Source organism: bacterium (assembly GCA_019695305.1).
In the GTDB taxonomy this organism is placed as follows: domain Bacteria; phylum UBA10199; class UBA10199; order UBA10199; family JAIBAG01; genus JAIBAG01.
Window position 1 is genome coordinate 1 of sequence record JAIBAG010000034.1, and the last position, 21,841, is coordinate 21,841.

Annotated in this window: 23 protein-coding genes and 2 tRNA genes; 14 read left to right on the plus strand and 11 right to left on the minus strand. The window is 42.0% G+C overall.

The window, feature by feature from the left end:
- Positions 1 to 329 precede the first annotated feature (329 nt).
- Both K1X76_11555 and K1X76_11560 read left to right on the plus strand, forming a co-directional pair.
- A complete protein-coding gene (locus tag K1X76_11555; GenBank protein ID MBX7149700.1) occupies positions 330 to 680 on the plus strand; it encodes a hypothetical protein in 351 nt (116 codons plus the stop codon).
- A gap of 9 nt (positions 681 to 689) precedes the next feature.
- A complete protein-coding gene (locus K1X76_11560) occupies positions 690 to 1,154 on the plus strand; it encodes a glutathione peroxidase (GenBank protein ID MBX7149701.1) in 465 nt (154 codons plus the stop codon).
- 51 nt (positions 1,155 to 1,205) lie between these two features.
- Here the strand turns inward: K1X76_11560 and serC are convergent, their stop codons facing one another.
- Both serC and K1X76_11570 read right to left on the minus strand, forming a co-directional pair.
- Positions 1,206 to 2,297, minus strand: a complete 1,092-nt coding sequence (gene serC / locus K1X76_11565) for a 3-phosphoserine/phosphohydroxythreonine transaminase (GenBank protein MBX7149702.1) — start codon at positions 2,295 to 2,297, stop codon at positions 1,206 to 1,208.
- 74 nt (positions 2,298 to 2,371) lie between these two features.
- Complete coding sequence (locus K1X76_11570) at positions 2,372 to 2,983, minus strand: hypothetical protein (GenBank protein ID MBX7149703.1); 612 nt, start codon at positions 2,981 to 2,983, stop codon at positions 2,372 to 2,374.
- Between the two features lie 363 nt (positions 2,984 to 3,346).
- On the opposite strand from K1X76_11570, the gene K1X76_11575 reads away from it, so the two are divergent.
- Positions 3,347 to 3,422 (plus strand) — tRNA-His (locus K1X76_11575).
- 165 nt (positions 3,423 to 3,587) lie between these two features.
- Here the strand turns inward: K1X76_11575 and K1X76_11580 are convergent.
- Positions 3,588 to 3,914 (minus strand): hypothetical protein, encoded by a 327-nt coding sequence (locus tag K1X76_11580; GenBank protein MBX7149704.1) that lies wholly within the window; start codon positions 3,912 to 3,914, stop codon positions 3,588 to 3,590.
- A 174-nt stretch (positions 3,915 to 4,088) separates the two neighbouring features.
- On the opposite strand from K1X76_11580, the gene K1X76_11585 reads away from it, so the two are divergent.
- The 9 genes from K1X76_11585 (at position 4,089) to K1X76_11625 (ending at position 9,680) form a co-directional block, all read left to right on the plus strand.
- Positions 4,089 to 4,162: transfer RNA gene (locus K1X76_11585), tRNA-Arg, on the plus strand.
- A gap of 246 nt (positions 4,163 to 4,408) precedes the next feature.
- Positions 4,409 to 4,939, plus strand: a complete 531-nt coding sequence (locus K1X76_11590) for a cysteine dioxygenase family protein (protein MBX7149705.1) — start codon at positions 4,409 to 4,411, stop codon at positions 4,937 to 4,939.
- Positions 4,936 to 6,243, plus strand: a complete 1,308-nt coding sequence (locus K1X76_11595) for a class I SAM-dependent methyltransferase (GenBank protein ID MBX7149706.1) — start codon at positions 4,936 to 4,938, stop codon at positions 6,241 to 6,243. The genes K1X76_11590 and K1X76_11595 overlap by 4 nt, the downstream gene beginning before the upstream one ends.
- 4 nt (positions 6,244 to 6,247) lie before the next feature.
- On the plus strand, positions 6,248 to 7,021 hold the full coding sequence (locus tag K1X76_11600) for an aspartate/glutamate racemase family protein (GenBank protein MBX7149707.1): 774 nt from the start codon (positions 6,248 to 6,250) through the stop codon (positions 7,019 to 7,021).
- 164 nt (positions 7,022 to 7,185) lie between these two features.
- Positions 7,186 to 7,617 carry a hypothetical protein gene (locus tag K1X76_11605; protein ID MBX7149708.1) on the plus strand — a complete coding sequence of 144 codons (432 nt, stop codon included), beginning with the start codon at positions 7,186 to 7,188 and terminating at the stop codon, positions 7,615 to 7,617.
- A gap of 144 nt (positions 7,618 to 7,761) precedes the next feature.
- Positions 7,762 to 8,115: a hypothetical protein gene (locus K1X76_11610; GenBank protein ID MBX7149709.1), complete on the plus strand. Its 354-nt coding sequence runs from the start codon at positions 7,762 to 7,764 to the stop codon at positions 8,113 to 8,115.
- Between the two features lie 132 nt (positions 8,116 to 8,247).
- A complete protein-coding gene (locus tag K1X76_11615) occupies positions 8,248 to 8,541 on the plus strand; it encodes a hypothetical protein (GenBank protein ID MBX7149710.1) in 294 nt (97 codons plus the stop codon).
- Positions 8,542 to 8,559: 18 nt separating this feature from the next.
- Positions 8,560 to 9,021, plus strand: coding sequence for a hypothetical protein (locus K1X76_11620; protein MBX7149711.1), 462 nt, complete (start codon positions 8,560 to 8,562; stop codon positions 9,019 to 9,021).
- A 38-nt stretch (positions 9,022 to 9,059) separates the two neighbouring features.
- Positions 9,060 to 9,680, plus strand: a complete 621-nt coding sequence (locus K1X76_11625; protein MBX7149712.1) for a hypothetical protein — start codon at positions 9,060 to 9,062, stop codon at positions 9,678 to 9,680.
- 17 nt (positions 9,681 to 9,697) lie between these two features.
- Here K1X76_11625 and K1X76_11630 read toward each other — a convergent pair whose 3' ends face one another.
- On the minus strand, positions 9,698 to 10,513 hold the full coding sequence (locus K1X76_11630) for a crotonase/enoyl-CoA hydratase family protein (protein MBX7149713.1): 816 nt from the start codon (positions 10,511 to 10,513) through the stop codon (positions 9,698 to 9,700).
- Positions 10,514 to 10,680: 167 nt separating this feature from the next.
- Here K1X76_11630 and K1X76_11635 point away from each other — a divergent pair, with 167 nt between their 5' ends.
- Together K1X76_11635 and K1X76_11640 are read left to right on the plus strand one after the other, a co-directional pair.
- Positions 10,681 to 11,760: a PA0069 family radical SAM protein gene (locus tag K1X76_11635; GenBank protein MBX7149714.1), complete on the plus strand. Its 1,080-nt coding sequence runs from the start codon at positions 10,681 to 10,683 to the stop codon at positions 11,758 to 11,760.
- 111 nt (positions 11,761 to 11,871) lie between these two features.
- A complete protein-coding gene (locus tag K1X76_11640) occupies positions 11,872 to 13,050 on the plus strand; it encodes a Fic family protein (GenBank protein ID MBX7149715.1) in 1,179 nt (392 codons plus the stop codon).
- Here the strand turns inward: K1X76_11640 and rimK are convergent.
- The 7 genes from rimK to K1X76_11675 form a co-directional block, all read right to left on the minus strand.
- Positions 13,047 to 13,949 carry a 30S ribosomal protein S6--L-glutamate ligase gene (gene rimK, locus K1X76_11645; protein ID MBX7149716.1) on the minus strand — a complete coding sequence of 301 codons (903 nt, stop codon included), beginning with the start codon at positions 13,947 to 13,949 and terminating at the stop codon, positions 13,047 to 13,049. The genes K1X76_11640 and rimK overlap by 4 nt on opposite strands.
- The gene (locus tag K1X76_11650) at positions 13,946 to 14,416 is read right to left on the minus strand and encodes a RimK/LysX family protein (GenBank protein ID MBX7149717.1); all 471 of its coding nucleotides are present in this window, start codon (positions 14,414 to 14,416) and stop codon (positions 13,946 to 13,948) included. The genes rimK and K1X76_11650 overlap by 4 nt, the downstream gene beginning before the upstream one ends.
- Before the next feature lie 73 nt (positions 14,417 to 14,489).
- Positions 14,490 to 15,131, minus strand: a complete 642-nt coding sequence (locus K1X76_11655) for a hypothetical protein (GenBank protein MBX7149718.1) — start codon at positions 15,129 to 15,131, stop codon at positions 14,490 to 14,492.
- Between the two features lie 126 nt (positions 15,132 to 15,257).
- Positions 15,258 to 16,337, minus strand: coding sequence for a chorismate synthase (gene aroC, locus K1X76_11660; protein ID MBX7149719.1), 1,080 nt, complete (start codon positions 16,335 to 16,337; stop codon positions 15,258 to 15,260).
- A gap of 42 nt (positions 16,338 to 16,379) precedes the next feature.
- Positions 16,380 to 17,138, minus strand: a complete 759-nt coding sequence (locus tag K1X76_11665) for a hypothetical protein (protein ID MBX7149720.1) — start codon at positions 17,136 to 17,138, stop codon at positions 16,380 to 16,382.
- A gap of 3 nt (positions 17,139 to 17,141) precedes the next feature.
- On the minus strand, positions 17,142 to 21,311 hold the full coding sequence (locus tag K1X76_11670; protein MBX7149721.1) for a hypothetical protein: 4,170 nt from the start codon (positions 21,309 to 21,311) through the stop codon (positions 17,142 to 17,144).
- A gap of 188 nt (positions 21,312 to 21,499) precedes the next feature.
- Positions 21,500 to 21,841 (minus strand): hypothetical protein (locus K1X76_11675; GenBank protein ID MBX7149722.1); only part of this gene is annotated, 342 nt, incomplete at its 5' end.

The following is a 21,841-nucleotide window of genomic DNA, read 5'->3' on the forward strand; positions in this document are numbered from 1 at the left end:
GCAAAAGCCGTGACGCTGAGCCAAGGCGAAGTGGCGCGGGTTTTGCCTCAGAACGGTTTGTGCACGCGTTTGTTTTCAAGCGCGCGGTTTGTTCTCAAAAAAACTTGAGCCAATTTTCTTTAACGCGAAGCAATTTTCTCGTGGAGTTCTCGCGCCGCCACGCCTATAGTGGTGTCCGCGCAAGTGGTTTGAAAATAAGTTCGAACCATTTCGTAGAAAGTGCGATTTTCTTGGCGGAGCGGCCATTGATAATGGCCGGTCTGCCTAGAAAATCGCTGTACTTATCATTGAAATAAAATTTCAATGATAAGTGCGCGCAACCTGCTTTTATGAAGCTACATATTTTCTTATTACTTTTTCTTGTTTCTTTCTGTGCTCAGGCCCAACCTCTTACTCAAGAAAGTGCTCTTTCTCTCCTTACTTCAACCATAAAAAAACAACACCTTTACGAAGCATGGCTTAAACCTCATTGCTTGGATGTAGTAGCTGGTAAAAATGATGAACAATATTTTTATTTTTCCTCTTACGAAAAGCACAAAGATGGTTGTCCTGGAGATCCTCAAACGTCACCCAAGGTAGATGAGTACCGTATCCATCGCCCTACTCAAAAAATAGAAGTGCGCCAAATGAAAGAAGATGGATCCATAACCTGGCTTTCTCTTGAACTCTACAAACATTAAGGAGCATTTATGACAAACCCGCTTAGTATTAAAATGAAAGACATAAACGGCCGTGAGGTGGACTTGGCCCAGTATCAAGGCAAAGTGGTTTTGGCAGTTAATACCGCAAGCGCCTGCGGATTTACGCCGCAGTATAAAAATTTGGAGGAGATTCATCAAAAATATAAGGGAAAGGGACTTGTGGTACTGGGTTTTCCCTCCAATGATTTTGGCGCACAAGAACCGGGGAGTAATGAAGAAGTAAAAAGTTTTTGTGAAAAAAATTTTGGAGTTACCTTTCAACTGTTCTCTAAAACCAGTGTGAAAGAGGGTGGGGATAATGCTCTTTTTCAAACCTTGGGTAAAACTACCAAACAGTTTCCTGCCTGGAATTTTTCAAAATATCTTATCGACTCTAAAGGGAATGTGACAGCTTTTAAAAGCGGCGCCATTGGTCCGGAATTAACCGATAAAATTGAGCAAGCACTTCAATAAAAAAAGGGCCTTTAAAGGGCCCTTTTTTATTTTCTACTATTTAGAAAAACCTTAGTTTTTCTTGCGGAATTCATTCATAAACAACGCCAGTTTTTCTACGCCTTCGCGGGGCATAGCGTTGTAAATACTAGCGCGGAGCCCGCCTACGGAACGATGACCTTTTAAATCAATCATGTTGAGCGCTTTGGCTTCGTCGATGAATTTCTTTTCCAAATCTTCACTGGGGAGGCGCCAGGTTACGTTCATGGTGGAACGGTTTTCTTGGGCTGCATGGCCTTTGTAGAAACCGCTGCTTTCGTCGATAACATTGTAGAGAAGACCTGCTTTATCGTTGTTGAGCTTTTCCATTTTATCCAAGCCACCAATTTCACCATTCAACCATTCGGCCACCAGTTTTACCATGTAAATGGTGTAGCAAGGAGGGGTGTTGTACATCGAACCATTTTCAACGTGAGTTTTATAATCGAGCATCACGTGGAGTTTTTCGGGAATTCTGGTTAAGAGATCTTCGCGTAAAATAACAATGGTGGTGCCAGCAGGGCCTGCGTTCTTTTGCGCGCCGGCGTAGATCATGGCGTATTTGCTTACATCGAGCGGACGGCACATAAAATCGGAAGAGCTATCGCAAATGAGATCACTCTTCACATTAGGTTCGGCTTTAAACTGTACGCCTTCAATAGTTTCGTTTGAAGTATAATGAACATAAGCTAAATTGCTGCTATCGGCCAGTTCGCTGTCTTTAGGAGTACGGGTAAATTTTTCGGAAGCGCCATCCCATAAGACAGCGGTTTCGCCTTCAAGTTTGGCTTGTTTAAACGCTTTTTGGCCCCACGAGCCGGTGGTGATAAAACCAGCTTTTTTGCCGGAGTTGCGCAAAAAGTTCATGGGAATCATTGTAAACTGGAGGCTAGCACCACCCTGAAGGAACAATACTTTGTAATTATTAGGAACGTTTAAAGCCTTGCGGATGGCCGCTTCGGCGCCGGCAATGATACCTTCGTAATATTTGGAGCGATGGCTCATTTCCATCACCGACATGCCACTATTTTGATAATCTAAAAATTCAGCGTGAGCTTTGTTGAGTACAGATACAGGTAAGGTAGCGGGGCCAGCAGAAAAATTATAAACTTTGCGTTCGGTCATGGGTTCCTCCAAGGGGTTAATGATGAAGGAGGTCTTCTAATCAAACGAAAAGAATTTGTCAGTAGAAAAATTGGTTAATTGGCAGCCACCTGGGCGCCGGCCAGCATTTGGCTGTAAACCCGCTCTTGTAGTGTGGCTAAAACTTTTGGGCCTATTTTTACGTAATCTTTATTGGGGTTAAGTTCGGGAAGATTATTTCTTAGGTAGTCGCTAATACTGGCACCGGGGCCTGCAATATAAGCGATCGCGCTTTCGGCAATACCATAAACGCGTTTACCATCTTCTAAATAAGGTCCATTTGCGGTGCCGGGATATTCTTCGGTCCAGCTCGAATCCCAATAAGACTTAATCCCGTCCATTTGAGCCAGTAAGCCTAATCCTTTTAATTTATTATCATCAAACAGGGTGCCATGTAAGGGAGCTTGAGCATCATAACGGGCTTTTAAAATCTTTAAATCATCAGCATTAATGCCATTGTTATCATTGTCCCAAGCCACATTGGAAAGAGTGCGAAAGGTATCTGGATTAACTTTTGTATTTTCATCTTGGGTATAAATTCCATCGCTGTTGGTATCATTTAGTTTCAAAATGTTGGAAGCAAAGTCTGCTAAATCGGCAGGTATAGAAGGTGTTGTTTGTGTTTGTTCTGTTGTAGCAGCGCATGCGCGTAAAGGTTGGTTTCCCATAAAAATGCCTCTCTTTCCTGCCTATAGTTATCGGATAGTAAGGGGGTAAAGTTGCTAGTGTATCCAATTTTTGAATAATTTGAGTGATTTTAAGGAGTTAGGGTGGGGTGTGATTGAACTTTACAAGTGTTTGGGAAAAGTTTAAAAGACTGCCTCCCTTAACTAAGGGTATGCAGTATCTGCTGGTGGATGCCCCAAAAGCTTTGCTTTTGGGACAATCTGTCTATTGTAGTTTTTATATTATGGTGGATGCCCTTAATCGCTTCGCAATTAAGGACAATCTCTATTAGATTTTTTTAGTATGGTGGATGCCCCACAATCGCTAACGCGCTTGGGGACTATCTCTATCCATAGTTTAGTATGGTGGATGTAGCTCAGTTGGTAGAGCCCCGGATTGTGATTCCGGTTGTCGCGGGTTCGAGCCCCGTCATTCACCCCACTCCTTAATTTAAAAATTAAGATTAACTTGGGGTAGTCCCAACCGTAAGGTTGGGGCACCCATATTTTTCCAGAAAAGCGGTTGGGCTGTAAGCCCAAACGGTATGCGGTTGAAAAATATTTTAAAAATATTGCGCTAATAACGTTAGATGTTTGTACAAACACCCTATTTAGTTTTTTTGTTATTCTGGTTTTTTAGGTAGGTTTTAATTTTATCGTTATAAGCCTTAATATATTCATCCTCTTCAGGATCTCCTTCGCATCCTAGTGTTATAATTTCAAGTTTTGTTTCAGGATCTATTTTAGGTTTTGGGAGTTCTTCGCCAAACGTTACAAGGTAAAGCTTATTATTTTTAATATTTTCTTCAGCATCTTGTATGCCCTGTTGAGCTGAGTACTTTGTATTTGTGTTATTGGCTTTACAAGAGAGGTGAATAAAAATTACCAGAGTGGATAATAAGATAGTAAAAATGCTTTTGGTATAGCTATTCATTTAATGAATATAATAATGAATGTTTTTAATATAAGCCACTCCTATATTCTCAGGCTTGTGATGTATTAGTCTTTATATTAAGGTGGCCAAGCTACATGCGCCCGTCCTTGCTTTGTTCAAGGACAGGGCGCCTGTAACAAAAGCAGTTATCGTTGATAACCGCTTTAGTAACATGCGCCCGTAGCTCAGCTGGATAGAGCATTGGTCTTCGAAACCAAGGGTCGGGAGTTCGAACCTCTCCGGGCGCGCAAAAAAAATAGCTCAAGGGTCGGGAGTCCATGGAGCCGAAGGCGTAATGGCCCCCGAAGCGAAGCGGAGTGGGGTCGAACCTCTCCGGGCGCGCAAAAAAAATAGCTCAAGGGTCGGGAGTCCATGGAGCCGAAGGCGTAATGGCCCCCGAAGCGGAGCGGAGTGGGGTCGAACCTCTCCGGGCGCGCATAACGCAGTTAGCTCAATAAGCGACTTTAATTACAAGTACAAACTTTGGAGTTCAAATGTTTGATCCTCTTTTAGAATATCTTCAAGAAAGTGATGCTGCGGAGGCTCAACATTTTCTTTTGCAATGGCTGCAGTCAAATCCGCTTAACCTCAGTTTTCCTAATCCCCAAAACTGTGAACCATATGGCAGGTTTCCACTTGCTCGCAACAAAAACGGTGAGGTGATTCTCATTCATTGGCGTCCCCATGTTTTTTGTGCTCCCCATGATCATGGTTTGTCGCATGGTTATGTGTTATTAATTCGCGGCCGCTTTATAGAACGTTATTGGAAAAAAACATCCAACGGGATTGAGCATGTGCATACGCGCATTCATCAGGCCCCGGCCGTGGTTAAAGTTAATAAACGTACAATTCACGATATGAAATGTTTTGAAGATGGCGTGGGTATTCATTTTTATCTTCCCGGTATTCATGCCATGCAGGTGTATGATGTGAAAAAAAGGGAAACTCTGGTGGTGGCCGATAACTGCGGAGCCTGGATACCGCGGAATGAACGGCTTATTTTAAGAAGGACAGCCTGGAGATGATTTTAATACTGTATACCACATTGTACCGGGAAGGTGGCCCTCAATTTAAGAGGGCGGCGGAAACACTGCAGAAAACCAAGCAAATTGAATATCCCGGTCTTTCTATTGAATGTTGGGCCGTTGAAAGTAAACGTGATTTTGTGGATGTGATGGAAAAAATCCTGAAGCAGGGTATTGTTTTAAAAGAATTTCATTTTATTGGCCATGCCGGAATGTATGGTCCAATGTTCCGTACAACCGCCATGCCGGAGCAGTTTAGCCCGTACGAATGGAAGCATTTAACATTGCCTATGAATGCGGCCACCCGTGCCTATTTTCATACCTGTCGCAGTGCCCGTTTTTTTGCCCCTTTTTTTTCTCGTACCTTTAATGTTGTAAGCTATGGCTACCATCTTTACACAACCGTATCCCGCAGTCCAAATCGCTTTGTTTGGGAAGGTTTTAAAGATACAGCTGACTTGTATGTGATGAGCTGTGCTGGGCGTAAGTCGCACGGATATTTTGGTTCGCTTCGTAAATTTTTAGGTTTGGCCAAAGCTGAGCGCTTTATTGAATTTAAACCGGGACCTCTTAAAGCGGATCCTAGTTATAATACGGTAGCCCAACTTTATGATGAAGCGTTTGCCGATATTGGGGTGCGTGCCGATGAATGTAAGTGGCTTGAAGGCCATCTTTTTGGTTCCAGCAAAAAATCTGGTTTAAGGGTATTGGATATTGGTTGCGGTAATGGTGCTTTATTAGGGCGTTTATCTCCTTACCTTGCAAAAGGCTGTGGTGTGGATGCCTCCCTAACAATGATTGAGACTGCAGCTAAACGCTGGGGAACTAGTGGGTATCTTGAGTTTAAAACTGTTGATTCACCTTCTTTGCCATATCCCAATCAAAGTTTTGATGCAGTAATATCGTTATTGTCTTTTCGTTATTTAGATTGGGACCCTCTTATGAATGAGATGCGCCGCGTGTTGGCCCCGGGAGGAAAAATACTGATTGTGGATATGGTTACCGTACCGGCCAAGATATGGGAGTGGCCGCGGTTATTGTGGGATAAGCTGAGGACTTTTTGGCAACTTAAAAAAAATCGTGATTTTAGAATAAAACTTAAAAAACTGGTTTCTCATCCGGATTGGAAGGGGATGTTAAACTATAACCCTATCCGAGCCGAGCATGAATACCGGTGGTATCTCGCTAGCCGATATCCCCAAGGGAAGCTCTTTATTTTAAATAGAGGTTTGCATAACCGCGTGCTGGCTTTTGATTCGGGGCCACTCCAGCCGGGCTGGGTTCCGCCGCAAAGTTATCCTTAAAATCATGTCTATGTTAAACAAAGAGCAAAAACTAGCGATTCTCGATTGGGGGGTAGGAGGACTTGGCTTTTATCAGCTCTTTAAAAAAAACTATCCTCACTCGGGGGTATATTATTTTTCAGATACGGGTGCTGTGCCTTATGGAAGGCTTAAAAAAAACAATCTTAAAAAGAGAATACGAAAGGTGTTATCTTTTTTGCATCAACAAGGTGTTACGCATGTGGTGTTGGCCTGTAATGCAGCCAGTACTGTTTTAGAGCCCGGTAAGGATTTTTTTTCGCCGTTAGTGATGACAGGCGTAATTAACCCGGTATTATGCAGTGTTGGCTTTGCAAAGGGAAGTAAAGTGGGAGTGATGGGTGGTTTTCAAACAGTCCGTTCGGGTATTTACCGGAGGGCTCTTATTAAAAAAGGGTGCGATGTAAAACAACGAGTTGGGCAAAAAATATCATGGCTTATAGAAAACGGCACGGTAGATGGACCTAATATGGAAAAAGAGATATATCGAACAGTATTCCCTTTAAAAAGCTGTCATTATCTTATCTTGGCTTGTACCCATTATCCTGTTGTGGGGAGGCTTATCAAAAAAATGTACCCTTATCCTTCTCTCATCGATCCAGTAACATGTTTGATGGATTGGGTTAAGAAACATTGGCCAATTTTTGATAATAATTTCCCAGATATTTTTATAACAACTGGAGATAGCTCTAAAATGCGCCGAGCGGCCTTGTCAGCTTTTGGAGTGCATTTATCGTGGGTTAAAAAAATTAAACTTTAAGCGAAGGGAAGTTGTTGGCACGTTTTTAGATGGAGTTTTATGCAAGCCTGTTGGTAGGCATCAATAGGTTGTGCTAGCGTGTTGACTGGCTAGAAATTAATTAAAGATCTTGATAGGTGCGAGCAATCTTTTAAAGAGAGTGTCAGTTTTTAGAAGGAGACAGAATGAGAAAAATACACTTTATTGTTGGGTTTTTGCTTTTAATTATGATGATGGATGTTTCTTTTTCTTGGGCTTTTCCCGCCAAAAAAATGGAAGTTTTAAATGAAAATGAGGTGTTAGGTTTTGTGGATGGGTGTAGTTGTCTTTTTAAAAATGATAAGGATGTGGTGGGCGCTTTCAATTATCAAGATACGTTACTGGTGAAGCGGGACGGGAAGTTATTTAAGCTTAAAAAGGAAGGTAATAAGATAGAAAATTTTATTTCTTCAAAAGAAAAAATGGTTTTTAAAAATAGTGACATGACCTGCGAAATTGTATTTGGCCAGCAGGAACGGGCGCTTGACGAGGTATGGGCTGATGAAAATACACGTATTGTGATTACTTTGGGCAAGAAAAAAGAATCCTATATTGTTCATGGAGAGTGCGGCTGTTAAGTGCGATTAGAGTTACCTGAAAAGAATATAGAAGGTAGAATTCTTAAAACTGCTTTTGCATCATAAAAACAATGGATAAAAATACTTAATATTATTTTAAAATTAAATGACAAATCAGATTCAGAAAATTTTCGCAATTTGACGATGCAAAATAACAACTCACATTTTAGACAAACAATTCTTGAAGCGCTTCAACTTCATTCTTGCTTGGAGGAACAGATCGAATATCAAAAAAAAGTTCCTATTGCGGATGTGACGGCTGAATTGGTTTGTATTTGGTTTGATGACCTCTACCACCCTGACACTGATTTATTCAGGCAGTCTTTCACGGACGATGAAGTGGGGATATTAGGGGAATTTAACGATTTTTATGCTGCGAGGAGGAATTTTTTACCTGCCACGCGTGATGTGAATGAACTCCATCAATCTGCAATTTGGATTGAAATTGTCAATAAAGCCCAGCGGGCTTTGTCACAATTAAGAAGTGGGTGTAAGTAGTATTAAAATACTTCGAAGTTTTTAATCGACTTCAATCAAAAAAATGTTATTCGTGACAGTTTTTTGATGAATGATGGCAAGATTCTGTACAAATGGCCTGAAAAATAGTTCAATTATCTCTAGGGAGTGCTTATGAGGGGATGCCGCATGTGGGTAGGCTTGTGTATCCCACATCGGACGTTTAATCGGGACTTGTGGTATTCTCAAATTGAGTATCGTTACGAACTTTCTGACTATATTATTGAAAGTTGGATGTTGATGGGTAAAACAAAAGAGGAAGTGAAGGGGATGAAAGGAGACGAAAAAAATCAGTATGATAAAGATGTTTGGACATATTACTTGGGTTTTGTTCCTTCCATCGGGGGGATTGCCCCTGATATTTTAGTGGTGGAGTTTATCAATGGCGTTGTGGTGAAGGTCTCCTAACGGGAGACGTAGTCTAGTATGTTAATCAGAAGAAAAATTATCCTATATTATTATTTGGCCAATAACGGATGGCGTAATTTTTTAAACGGGATGATATTTTTGGTTCTTGTGTTGACGCTGGATGGTTGTGGAAAAACGTCTACGGTGGAGATTTTGCCTTCGCCTTCATCTCAGTACGTTCTAAAAACTGACATTAATTTGAATAAAACAGATAAAACAAAATATCTGTGCGTCAAACTTTATTTGCTTGATAAAAATGGAGTGGAGTTGGATTTTATCCAAACAGGTGCATCCGATACAATGAAATGGGCGGTTGGGTGGATGGGTGATGTGGATGTGATTGTTTTGAATAGTGCTGATATTGGGACTTTAGCTTGGAAGGTTTCCGCTACTAACCAAAAATTGGAAACTATTGTTGTTGACGAGCAGATCCTTCAAAGGGGACGCTTGATTAGAAATATAAAATATCGTTCCAATTGAAAACAATGGTTTTTTTGTTGTAAGTGATAAAGGAAAATATGATTTTTGTAAACCGTCCGTTTTTGAGAATATTTTATCTGGTTTTGATTAGGATATTTTTGCCTTTGTATGCTTTTGTGCTTCTCATTTTGTTGTGGGAATATTCCGTTTCAGGGAATGATCAGATGCTAATGCCCGTTTTTAAATCGGCGGGTAATATTTTGCTGCTTTCGATTTTTTTCACAGTACCCTATCATATTCATTTATTTATTCGCTTTTTTGGCGAAGATAAGTTTGAGCTTTATAAAAATAAGCTTTTTTTGATGTTGGGTTTTCATCTGCTGACTGTGTATTTGTGTTGGCAGGTTTACTTTTATTTGAGAATAGGGGTGGATCTCTTTGATTCGCGTTATATACAGAAAAAAACATCTCCGGATGGCAAGCAAACGGCGTATTTATATGAAAAAGGATTGGGGGATGAGTGTCAGATATTTTTAAGACCTCAATATCGACTTATTTTGAAAAAAGCACCGGGGGGAGCAGGGCTAAGTTGTTCAAGTAAACATCGACAAATACTTTTATGGTCTGCTGATTCACAAAGAGTGGGAATTTATCATCCCGACTATACACTGTATGACGTACCTAGTACTCCTGTTTACCTATTTCCTCCCAGAAATTGAGGTTCATTTTGGTTTTCTCAACCCTTAAAAATTGGTTCTCGTTTTTCCATCGCCGCCATCATGCCTTCTTGAATATCGTTTGAAAGCAGCATGGCCGCATTCCAGGTGGCAATATAGTTAAGGCTATCTGCTACCGGATGATCACGCGTATACACAATTATTTCTTTTGTGCCTCTTATAGAGAGAGGCGACTTGGCGGCGATAGTTTGGGCTAGTTTTGTAACTTCGGCTAGCATGTCTTCTTTAGTAGCAAAGGTGCGATTCACAAGCCCAATTTCTTTTGCCTCAGGACCATACACATGGCGTCCGGTATAAGCCATCTCGCGCATGATGCCGTCGCCAATTAAATGAGGTAGACGTTGCAGCGTGCCTACATCGGCGGTCATGCCCATATCAATTTCTTTAATGGTAAAAAAGGCATCGGCAGTGCAAAAACGCATGTCGCATGCACTCACCATATCCACGCCGCCGCCAATGCAACCGCCGTGGATGGCGGCAATAATGGGTTTGCGACATTTTTCAATGGCCGTAAACGAACTTTGTAATTCCAAAACAGCTAAACGTATATTTTCGCGTTTACGTCCTTCGCAATTGTCGGCAGTTTGAGAAACAAAACCCATGAGCATTTGTAAATCAATGCCGGCAGTAAAATGTGGGCCATTGCCACTGATGATGGCTACCCGCACATCGGGAGTTTTATCCACCCATTCACACACTTGTTTTATCTCCGTCCAAAAAGCTTGGTTCATCGCGTTTGCTTTTTGAGGGCGGTTTATAATGATGTGGGCCACGTGATTGGTGACGGTAACAAGAAGGGTTTCGTAATTTTGCATAAAAAGTCCTTTGGAAGATGATTTTTTAATGGTTTTTGCAGAATAGATATTTTTAATAAAAAGTCATTTAAAACCGTATGTTTCATTGAATAAATAAGAAGGCCGCGGCATATGGATATAAAAAAGTACTTGGCAAAGTGAACGATCGTTCATGTACCTTCTGGGGCATGAATGCTCCCAATTCAAAAATCTTTTTTGGAAAGAAACTCAAAGGGCGGGGGACGGCCACAAATCCCCCAAACCGCTTTTTATCTACCATTACCGTTCCCGAAGAACTCGAACCTACTCCCGAAGACGATAACCCTACCTTAAAAACCGATCTCCTGCCCGATGACACGCATAGTATTTTATCCCGCAACGATAGCCCCGATATTCCTTTTGAGTACAGCATCAACCCGTATCGTGGTTGTGAGCATGGTTGTGTGTATTGTTATGCGCGGCCTTATCATGAATATTTGGGTTTTTCATCCGGGCTCGATTTTGAAACTAAAATTATGGTGAAGCACGATGCCCCTCAACTTTTAGAAAAAGAACTGCAAAAGAAAAGTTGGGTGCCGCAAGTGGTGGCTATGAGTGGTGTGACCGATCCTTACCAGCCCGTGGAACGAAAGTTAGAAGTTACGCGAAATTGTCTCAAAGTTTTAGCGCGTCATAAAAATCCTGTGGTGTTTATCACTAAAAATCATCTGGTCACGCGTGATATCGATATTTTGAGTGATATGGCCAAAGACAATCTTGTTAAAGTCAATCTATCCATCACGTCTCTTGATGTGCATACGCAGCGTGTGATGGAGCCGAGGGCGTCTACGCCCGAGCAAAGGCTCAATGCCATCGAAAAATTATCTCAAGCTGGAATACCTGTGGGTGTGATGACAGCGCCCGTTATTCCGGCCATTAACGATTTTGAAATTCCCCAAATATTAAAGGAGGCTTCTATGAGAGGTGCTAAATGGGCCGGCTACGTGCTGGTGAGGCTTGCGTATAAACTAAAAGAGCTGTTTGAGAACTGGCTAGAAACTTTTTTTCCCGACCGAAAAGAAAAAGTGATTCATCGTTTGCAGGAGATGCGCGGTGGAAAATTATATGATCCTAAGTTTGGCAGCCGCATGCGTGGCGAGGGTGTGTTGGCCCAGGAAATTGAGAATTTGTTTAAAATGGGTTGTAAAACTGCCGGTCTTAATAGGGAAATGATTCCCTTACGCACCGATTTATTTGTGCGTGATGCCGACCAGATGAGTTTGTTTTAGGCCTGTATAAGTCAGGACAAAATGGTGGACATTTTTTAGTATAAAATATAGTATTATATTTATTAAATATTTGTATTTATTATATTTTTTATAATAAAAAAATGGACATAAATGAAGATTTTTAAGAAAACACACCCGTGGCTGTCATTTCAGTTTGATATGGGGAAGGCCCATCCTGAACTATGGTTAGCTTTAGGGGCGGCTGCATCTAAGTGTGAACACCTTTCTCGTGTTCCTTTAAGACCTGGGACTGCTAAACGGCTCCATCAAGTTTATTTAGCAAAAGGTATAGCTGCAACAACGGCCATTGAAGGAAATACACTTTCTGAGGCAGAAGTGTTGAAAGCTGTGGAAGGTAAGCTGGAAGTTCCTCCATCAAAAGAGTATCTTAAGCAAGAAGTTGAAAATATTCTAGAGGCTTGTAATAAAATTGGAAGCCAAGTAGCAAATAGTACACTTCCTCAACTTTCTTCTGATTCAATTTGTTCTTATAATCGTCAAGTGCTTGATAAGCTTCCGTCTAAAGAAGATGTAATCCCTGGAGAATTGCGTACACATTCTGTGGTTGTAGGTAATATTTATCGTGGAGCTCCTGCAGAAGATTGTCCTTATTTGTTGGAGCGTTTATGTGAATGGCTTAATGGACCTGATTTTCAAGCTAAAAAGTCTACTGAAAATATGGCTATAGTTTATGCAATTATCAAAGCCGTTGTAGCCCATTTATATTTGGCTTGGATACATCCGTTTGGAGATGGAAATGGACGCACGGCCCGGTTGTTGGAATTTCAAATTTTACTTTTTGCTGGTGTGCCTTCGCCTGCCGTGCACTTATTAAGTAATCATTATAACCAGACTAGGACTGAGTATTATCGTCAGCTGGATATGGCAAGCAAATCGGGAGGTAATATTCTTCCCTTTTTGCAATATGCCATCACTGGGTTTGTTGATGGTTTAAGGGCTCAGTTAAATTATGTTTGGGAGCAACAATGGGATGTAGCCTGGCGTAACTATGTCCATGAATTGTTCCAAAGTAAGAATAGTATGAGCAATATACGTCAAAAACATTTGGCGCTTGATCTTGGTATGCAAAAAGATTGGGTTAATTATTCTCAAGTGGCAGAGCTGACAACGCGTTTAGCTAAGGCTTATGCAGGCAAGACAAGCAAAACCATTCAGCGTGATTTAAATTTATTAGAGGAAATGGGATTAGTTGAACGAAATGCGAGGCAGGTAAGAGCAAAAATAGAAATTATTCTTTATTTTTTGCCATTACGTAATAAAAGAGCTTAGCCTTTCACCTTATCCTGCGTTTTGCCACGGGCGGCGTTGACTTCTAAAAACTGGATGATCTCGCCAGCTACATCCACGCCAGTGCAGCTTTCTATGCCTTTTAAGCCCGGCGAAGAATTGACTTCGAGTACAAGCGGCCCGCTGTTAGAGCGCATCATATCTACACCGGCAATGTTTAAGCCTAGAGTACGGGCGGCTTTGATGGCTGTTTGAGTTTCTTCTTCTGATAGTTCTATTTTCGAAGCAGTGCCTCCGCGGTGCAAATTGCTTCTAAATTCGCCTTCGGGGGCGGTGCGTTTCATGCTGGCTACCACTTTATCGCCCACTACAAAAGCGCGGATGTCGGTGCCGGAGGATTCTTTAATATACTTTTGGACCAAGATATTGGCTTTAATACCGCGAAAGGCCGAAATAACCGATTCGGCCGCTTTTTTGGTTTCGGCTAGAACCACACCAATGCCCTGAGTTCCTTCCAGTAATTTAATGATGAGGGGCGCTCCACCGGCTATGTTGATTAAACCATCAATATCTTTTGTTGAGTACGAAAAGCCTGTAACCGGCAAATTAACACCCTCGCGAGACAAGAGTTGAAGTGAGCGTAATTTATCGCGCGACCGGTTGATGGATTGAGATTCGTTGGCCGAGAAAACGCCCATCATTTCAAACTGGCGTACCACGGCCGATCCATAAAAAGTGCGCGAGGCGCCAATGCGCGGGATGATGGCATCGAAATCCAGTTTTTCGCCGGCAAAAATAACATGGGGGTTGCGCGAGGTGATGTTCATGTAGCAGCGTAAATAATCAACCACGCGCACATCGTGCCCCCGGGCTTCGGCAGCTTCTTTAAGACGTTTGGTAGAATACAAACTGGGGCGCAGCGACAAAATTCCAATTTTCATAAATCTTTTTCCTTTTTATCGGGATTAATATGATACTTATCAAATTTCTTACCAAAAAATGATTTGCCGGCGTTAATTAAAAATTTATCACGTATAGCCTGACGCCCCAGTAACATCCTAAAACCCATATCATCACGTCTGGTTAAAGTAAGTTCAATGGGCCAAGTTAAACCCATCAGAGATACACGGGTTAAAATTACCGGGCGTAATTCTTCCTGTCCGTTGGAACTTTTAACACTCCTAAAATCGTGGATAGGAAGTTCAACGGCAACCGATTTTTTTTCGTTTTTTTGTAAGGGGTGAATAATAAATCGGGCGATACGTAATTTGCCCCGAGTGATAAGTTCCAAGTCAAACGCATGAATGGATGAAGATTTAGCACCCGTATCAATTTTGGCTTTAATTTGAGGGATGACGAGATCGGGCAAACTTACCCATTCGCGCCAGCCAATAATATGCCGTTTCATAACGTATTATATTAGCAGCAATTATAAAGAAGTGTTATCGCTTTTTGGGAATATATCATTGCTAAAATTAGCTTTAATGCTGGGCAAAAGCCGCTTCTTTCTTAAAAATAAAGGTTTCTGTAATGTTAAGGCGAGAGGAAGTGAAATATAAATAGTCCCCAATTTTTTTATAGGTGGTGTTATTTAGTTTAGTGAGAATGTTGGGTAGTTTGGCACTTTTGTCGTCGTTGAGGCAGCCAAATACTTTTTGTTTTCCCGACATCATAGTGCTTTCTACGGTTAATTGCGATGAGTCGAGGTCTTCCTGTGGAACGTCAATTTGCCATTTAAATGTGCATACATTGTTTGAGCTAATATGTAAGGAACTTTCGGGCGATAGCATCACGCCAGCGCGCAATTTGGAGGGGCCTTCTCCGTAATTTTTAATTTGGAATGTTTTTATTTCATCGGGATAAATATTGAGTGCCACAATACTTTCTGTATCTTCAAATTTGATTTCTGTTAGCTTGTATTGCCCTATAAAGGGTTTAAATTTTTCACCTTCCAAAACCATTGTGTTGCCCGAGACGAGATTAAAAAAACGCTGCACACTCATGATGAGTTCTTCGTTGGTCATCACCCAGTAGCTAAAATAACTGAGTGCATACATCACCAGCATTTTGGGCTTTATGAACAACACTGCGGTATGCAGCATTTTGGCTAAAAAGGACAACATACCCGTACTAATTGCAGGCTTTATGCCAAACCGTATATTTTTGTTTTATATGATATTTTTAGGTTTTTTTGAGGACTTTCCCCGATAGGGGTTTTAGAGTGTGTTAAAGTGAAACAATAGGCAGAATTAGTGGGCAGCTTGATGCCTTAACAGGTGGTCGGCCAAGGTAATGGCCATCATGGCTTCGCCCATAGGAATAAAGCGGGGAAGCAAGCAGGGATCGTGGCGACCTTTGGTTTTAATGGTGGTTTTTTTGCCACCAGTGGTTACGGTTTGCTGGTCGCGTGCTAGTGAGCTAGTGGGTTTAATGGCGCAGCGCACAACAATAGGTAACCCGGATGAAATACCACCCAACATGCCACCGTGACGGTTAGAAAGTGTGGTGATGTTTTTACCCTTGGGCACAAAAATATCGTTATTTTCGCTTCCTTTTAATAAAGCAGCGCCAAAGCCTATGCCATATTCAAAACCCAATACAGCGGGTAAGCTCATCATGGCTTTTGCTAAATCGGCTTTTAATTTATCAAACACGGGTTCGCCAAGCCCGGCGGGAACACCCGTGGCTACAATTTCGGCAATACCCCCAATAGAATCCACTTCCTTGCGCATTTTTTCTACCAGAGCAATCATCTTGGGTGCGGCTTTTACATCGGGGCAACGGATGATATTGGCTTCTACCTGTTTTAACGTTACTTTTTCGGGCTGCGGGATGTTGGCTTTTATATCGCCCACCTGGCGCACATAACCCACAATAGAAACTCCGGCTTTTTCTAATATTTTTTTAGCCACCACACCGGCGGCTACACGCACATTGGTTTCGCGGGCGCTGCTGCGTCCTCCACCGCGATAATCTCTAAAACCATATTTGGCATCAAAGGTATAATCGGCGTGTCCTGGACGGTATTTATCTTTAATATCGCCATAATCGTGTGAGCGTTGGTCTTCGTTGGGAATAAAGATGGCTAAAGCGGTGCCTGTTGTTTTGCCTTCAAAAACGCCCGATAAAATTTGTGGCATGTCCGATTCGTTGCGTTGGGTTACAATTTTAGATTGGCCGGGGCGTCGGCGGGATAAATCTAAAAAGAAATCGGACGTAGCAAGCTTAATGCCGGCGGGTACGCCGTCGATAATAACCACATTGCCAGGGCCGTGACTTTCACCGGCTGTGGTGATGCGAAAAATTTGTCCAAAGGAATTACCTGCCATGAGGGTTGCGATATTAGCGGCAGAAGCTTATTTTGTCACGTATTATTGAGCTATTTGATAATAAGCATCCCGCCACCATTTTTCGGCGGCGCTGGGGGTCTCATCCAACGGGTGTTTGCGGAAGGTGGTAAATTTTTCTTGTGATATATTTTTGTTAAATTCTAATTTTAATACTTGAATAGTATAAAGTAACTGGTTCTCCTTGTTGGCTATAAAAATAGCAGAAAGTTCGTTGTTAATAAACCCAAGAAAAAAATGGTAATCAAGAATGGGAATTTGTAAATGCACCCATGTTTTGGCCCAGCCACCATCTTTTATGCCAAACTGGCTAGGAGGTTCCCAGCTAATAAAGTGGGAGGGATTACGGGCTATCCAAAGTAAAACGGTTTCTACTGTCTTGGGGATGTCATTTTTCAGATGATCCACACTATTAAAAGGGTTTAAGGGTTGATCGGTGTAAATCTGTTTTTCATCCCTTTTGAAATGAACAGAGCTTACCAGTTCTTTATTATGGTACAAATAACGGATGTGAGCATTGTCGAGAGGGTCCATTGAAAAAATGGCGTTGTTAAAATCGCCATATACAAGAACCTGTGTAGAAATATTAGTGTCTGCTATTTGTGAAGCTTGGGCATCATTGATGATAAGAAGTCCTTTTACAGTAGAGGCTTCGGTTATTTTGTTTATAAAAGTACGGGCAAAATCCTTACTTTCCTGTGCAAAGCTTTTTGTTGTAAAACTGCAAACCATAAAGCTTATCATGAGAAATGTGAGTGTTGATTTTATGTTTTTATTTTTCATAAATTACATCAAGAGACTCTCTGTTGATTGGTTTATATCGCATCCAAAATTAAGATTTGTTCCATCATACGAGTAGCAATTACAATCCACATCACCGGTGGATGTAATATTTTCAATGCTATTAGAATTAACAGTATCATTTGTATCAAAAGAGTTTGAGTACACCATTCCACAATCTTCAGGGGCTTTAGCGGTATCACCATCGGCATTTTGGTCACAATTTACCGTACGGCCGTCTGGAGCGGTATAAGGTATATTGTAGCTGCCACAGTAATATCGGTTTGAAAATTCTGCCTGTGTCATAGGCATTAAACGTTCTGCCTGGACTATATCGGCCTGAGTGGGCATGAGGGGTAATTGGTTGCTCTCAAAATAGGTGGTAGGTGTTAAGGAGATTGTTTCCGTGTTGTTTTTCAGTACATGAAATTTATTACATTCTTCAAAAGGAGGAGTTTCCGCCCCGCTTTGTGCGCATTCAAGATAATAAGGAATGTAAGAAAAATATTTCATACTCCTGGCTTGTGGAGGGGCAAAATTGCTGGTTTGAACCTGTTCTACCGTAAATTGTCCTGAGGATGTACCGTAATACCATTCGGAACCAATGTTAGGATCGGTGCCAGGTGTGTGGTTGTAAGTAAAGTTACGCAAGGTTAAAAGGGGAATGCCTCTACATGAATCTTCGATATGATCTGAATAAAAACCTTTTCTGGTTATACCGCCGGTACGGTAGGGTCCCAAATAAGTATCCATAAAAGCTTTGAGAGTGGCCGAATCAACAGTTGTGCGGCGATGGGCATGTAAAAAATCTTTCCACATAGCCCAATAGCCTTCGTAAGAATCCATGCCGGGAGATCCACTGCCTCTTAAGGCAAAATAAAACTGACTTAAAATATAACGGCCTTGGTAATAGGTATTAGGCAGTGGCGTAAAGTTTTTTTGTTCCTTAATACCACATCCAACAGTTCCTCTACTTGCTTGCAACAGATTATTCATATCCCCTTCATAACCATCGTGCACAGCATAGCGCGTGTCATCTTGAGTATCTCCATCTGTATCAATGTAATAGTTAAGATTTTCAATGTATTGGCACATGCCTTCTTCCAGCCATTTGTCGGTGTCAATACCGCTGCCAAACCAGCCATGGCAAAGTTCATGAGTGGTTATTTTTGAGTTTTCATATGCGGTGCCAGGATCTGATGTGTCTATTCTATAAGGATTTCCCAATTCATCGTAGGCTATAATGCCCATAATGCCATTGTGGGTAAATGCATGGCTAGTATTTGTGCCTCCATGACGTGCCTCATAGATAATGTGCATATCCTGATGATGAAAAGGTCCCAGTATTTCTTGTAATCTTTTTAAATCGTGTGAAAGACAAAATTTTTCGCCAGGAGTTGTGGGGCAGTTAATATAATTGTTGAGTAAATCGTTTTGGCCAGTAACGTTTTGGCTATAAATATAGATATTGCTGGTTCCTTCCATCCCATTTGTAAGGCTAGGATCAGAAACGGTGTGAATTAAGGAAACATTTTCCATAATTTGAGCTTGGTAGTTTCTAAACTCCTGAGGGTTGGTGAGATTGTACACGGCATGATTAATGTCTGGTGCTCCCGGTGCTACGCCCAGGTAAGTGGGGGGCAGTATAAAGGTGGTACTGATATTAAAGTGATCGGTTACATTAAACTGCTGAGATAGTGAATTAAAGCTTGTTGAGGTGTTAGCCGCTACCAGCTGAGGGGGGGCTATAAAATTGTATGCTTTGCTTTCAACACCGTTTTCTCCCATTAAAAAATGTGTAGCTCCGGTTTGTTGGGCATTTTCATATTTGAGATCGGTGGCTATTTTTATATCGGGTGTGTATATCACGGAAATATCTATTTCATCTCCATCTGCAAGCGGTGTGGGTAAATTCCAGGACCCCATGTTATAAAAAACAGTATTATTTAACGCGCTACGTGCTGAGTGAACTGTTAGTTCGTGGCAATAGTTGTCGGGATCAGGTAATTTGCGCGGGTCCCCAGGAGGTGCGGGTAAATTGCAGGGGTGGTCACCGGGAAGAGTGGCAAAAACACGGGCTGTATTGTAGCCGGGCTGTGTAATGGAATCGAGTAAATGGAGAACAATTTTGTCGGCAAAACACAAAGTGGATGGCTCGCAATGATAACGCAGATGATATTTACTTTGTATAGTCCATTCATCATCGGCAATGTCTGCCGTACTGTTATCATCTAACTTATAGGTAAAATTGGCATCGGTAATTTGGTAGCTCCCGTTATTACGGTTTAATCCATGGTCTTTAAGACTTATTTTATATGTGGTTTGATCGGCACTTCCGCTAAATACAAACACAGCCTGTTCCAAGGTATCGGTTACAGCTACCACACTTTCACGCGGGCCAATGTCGGGCACTATGCGTGTAACAGCGGCGCCACTGCGAGGGTCTTCGCCAATGAGCATAGGGTGCGAAATTTGTTGGCCGTTAACATCGGAACCACCAATCAGCATAAAATCATCATGAATAAAATCATCGCCGCCTCTGGGGTTGGGGCTGGTAAAGCGAAAGGGAACAAGCTCGGTGTTGATTAGCGGAGGGACTTCATTTTCCAGTGGTGTAAAACGCAAGATATTAGGACTGTTTAAATCGATCTTGGCTACCCGATGTATGTATTCTTCATCGGGTGTGTTGTTAAAAAGCTGATAGTGACCATACCAATTGGATTGGTAGCAATGTGTGCTTGTAGCTGTATGGGGTATTTCACTTAGTTCAACTCTGCCGTCACCATTTTCATCACAACCTTGGGGAGAAACGCACAGGTTTTCATTGATATCTAATACATAGAGCGGGGGCATGGTCTGTTTAAATGTTCCTCCCACTAAAAGCCCTGTGGGCGTGGAGTTTATTTCCCAGCCACCATTACGGATATTCCAGCGAAGTCCAGTGATAGTGCCCGTGGTATTGGAAAGCCCCAGGGTTGCGCCGATGGGCCAGAAATCTTTTATAAAATCGTTAACTCCGGGTGATTGGCGATAGGCTACATTATCGGTTTGTGTGTTGCCCGATAATAAATCAAAGCTGATTATGTTGTTGCTGTTCATCAAAGATAACTTATCTTTATTAAAAGGGATGGTGCTAAAGAGTTCGTGGCGGCCAACGGCCTGGTTTGGGTTTTCAAGTGTGATGTCAAAATTACTCCAGTTGGAACAGGCTTGAGAGCTGCCTTCGCATCCTTCAGTCCCTCCAATGGTGACAGCGCCATTTGTAAAAGGATTATAAAGCAAGGCAAACTGAGCCAGACCATTGGGATTTTTATCGATGGCATTATCGGTTGATCCAAGCGTGCATGAGGCTGAGAAAAAGCAACCTTCATAAATGGTGCCTGGCGGTGCTGTTGGATTGCACAGTGTAGTGGAGGGGCCGCATGAGCTGATCATGCCGTTATCCGGCTCGTCGCAGGCATTTGGGCCTGTGGGGACGATGCAGCTATCCATTTGTTGGGTATTGCAGAAATTATTCTCGTAAAAACCATCGTCGTGAAGGTTGCCATCGGATAAGCTTTCGATATTGTTTTGAGCCGTGTCGCCATATACTTTTAGGCGTGTAAAATTAGGTGCCAAGGCACCTCCCGCAATAAAACTTCGTTGTGTGTCGTTGGCCAAAGCACGAGGTAGATTCATGAGTAAGATGTCAGATGTCGATTCGTCTTTTAGCCCCGTGTGTTTATAGCCTCCCATCAGCATGAGAGTGTTATCGTGAAAACGATAAATCATACGGCCGCCCCAGCGTGGTTCGTCCATCACTCCAGCTTTTAATTTTACCCAGGGGCAAACAGCAGCATGATTGGTTTCGTGATTAGAAATATCAAACAGCCATAAATCGTTTAATACATTTCCGGTAACCGGGTTTTTGCCCCCGTACATGATAAACCCACGGCTGATAGCTCTAAATTCGGGATTTGGCGTTGGCTTTACAAGCGTATCAAAAGCAGTATCGGAGATAAAATAGCTGAAATAAGCGAACTGGCGGGGAGCGGGAATTTCGCGGCAGGCAGATACATCCACGGTTTCCACTTTAAAATCCGCGTTTTGCTGCAGGCCATCGGGTTTGGTGTAGCCTCCGCAGGAAGTATAGAAAAGTAGAAAAAAGAAATAGAAAATGGTTTTACGGATTCCCATGGATATATTTTCGTCCGTATATCTGAAAGGTTGCTGGGATAACTAGCGGTTTTGGTAATAAGTGATAACGTTTTGTAATCATTTTTTCTATTTTTCTGTTTAATGAGGGAGTGGTTAGTTGATGAGTTTGCTGGGGTGTTTTGTTGGTGCCAGTGATGCGGATAAGCTAAATTTTTTTAAAATTATTATTACAAGATAAACTTCTTTTTGCTTAAAAGACTGGTAATTTGTTTTAAGGCTTTGTCCAAATTAAGCTTGGTGGTGTCAATTTGCAGGTCGGGGTTTGTTAATGCTTCAAAGTTTTTAGCCGAGTCGCCCGGATCGCGGCCTAAGGCAGCCAAGCGTTCGGTGCGCACGTCATCGGTAGCTGTTGTTTCAATGGTGATAATATTTTCTGCTCCAAATTTTTGTTTGATGGCTTCGTGATCGTTTGCTTTGGGCAGTGTAAACGGCGAAATAGTAATCATGCCCATTTTTAAGCCTAGCTGCATGGCCTTGTGTAATTCGTTTAAGCCGTCACCTGTAGCTTC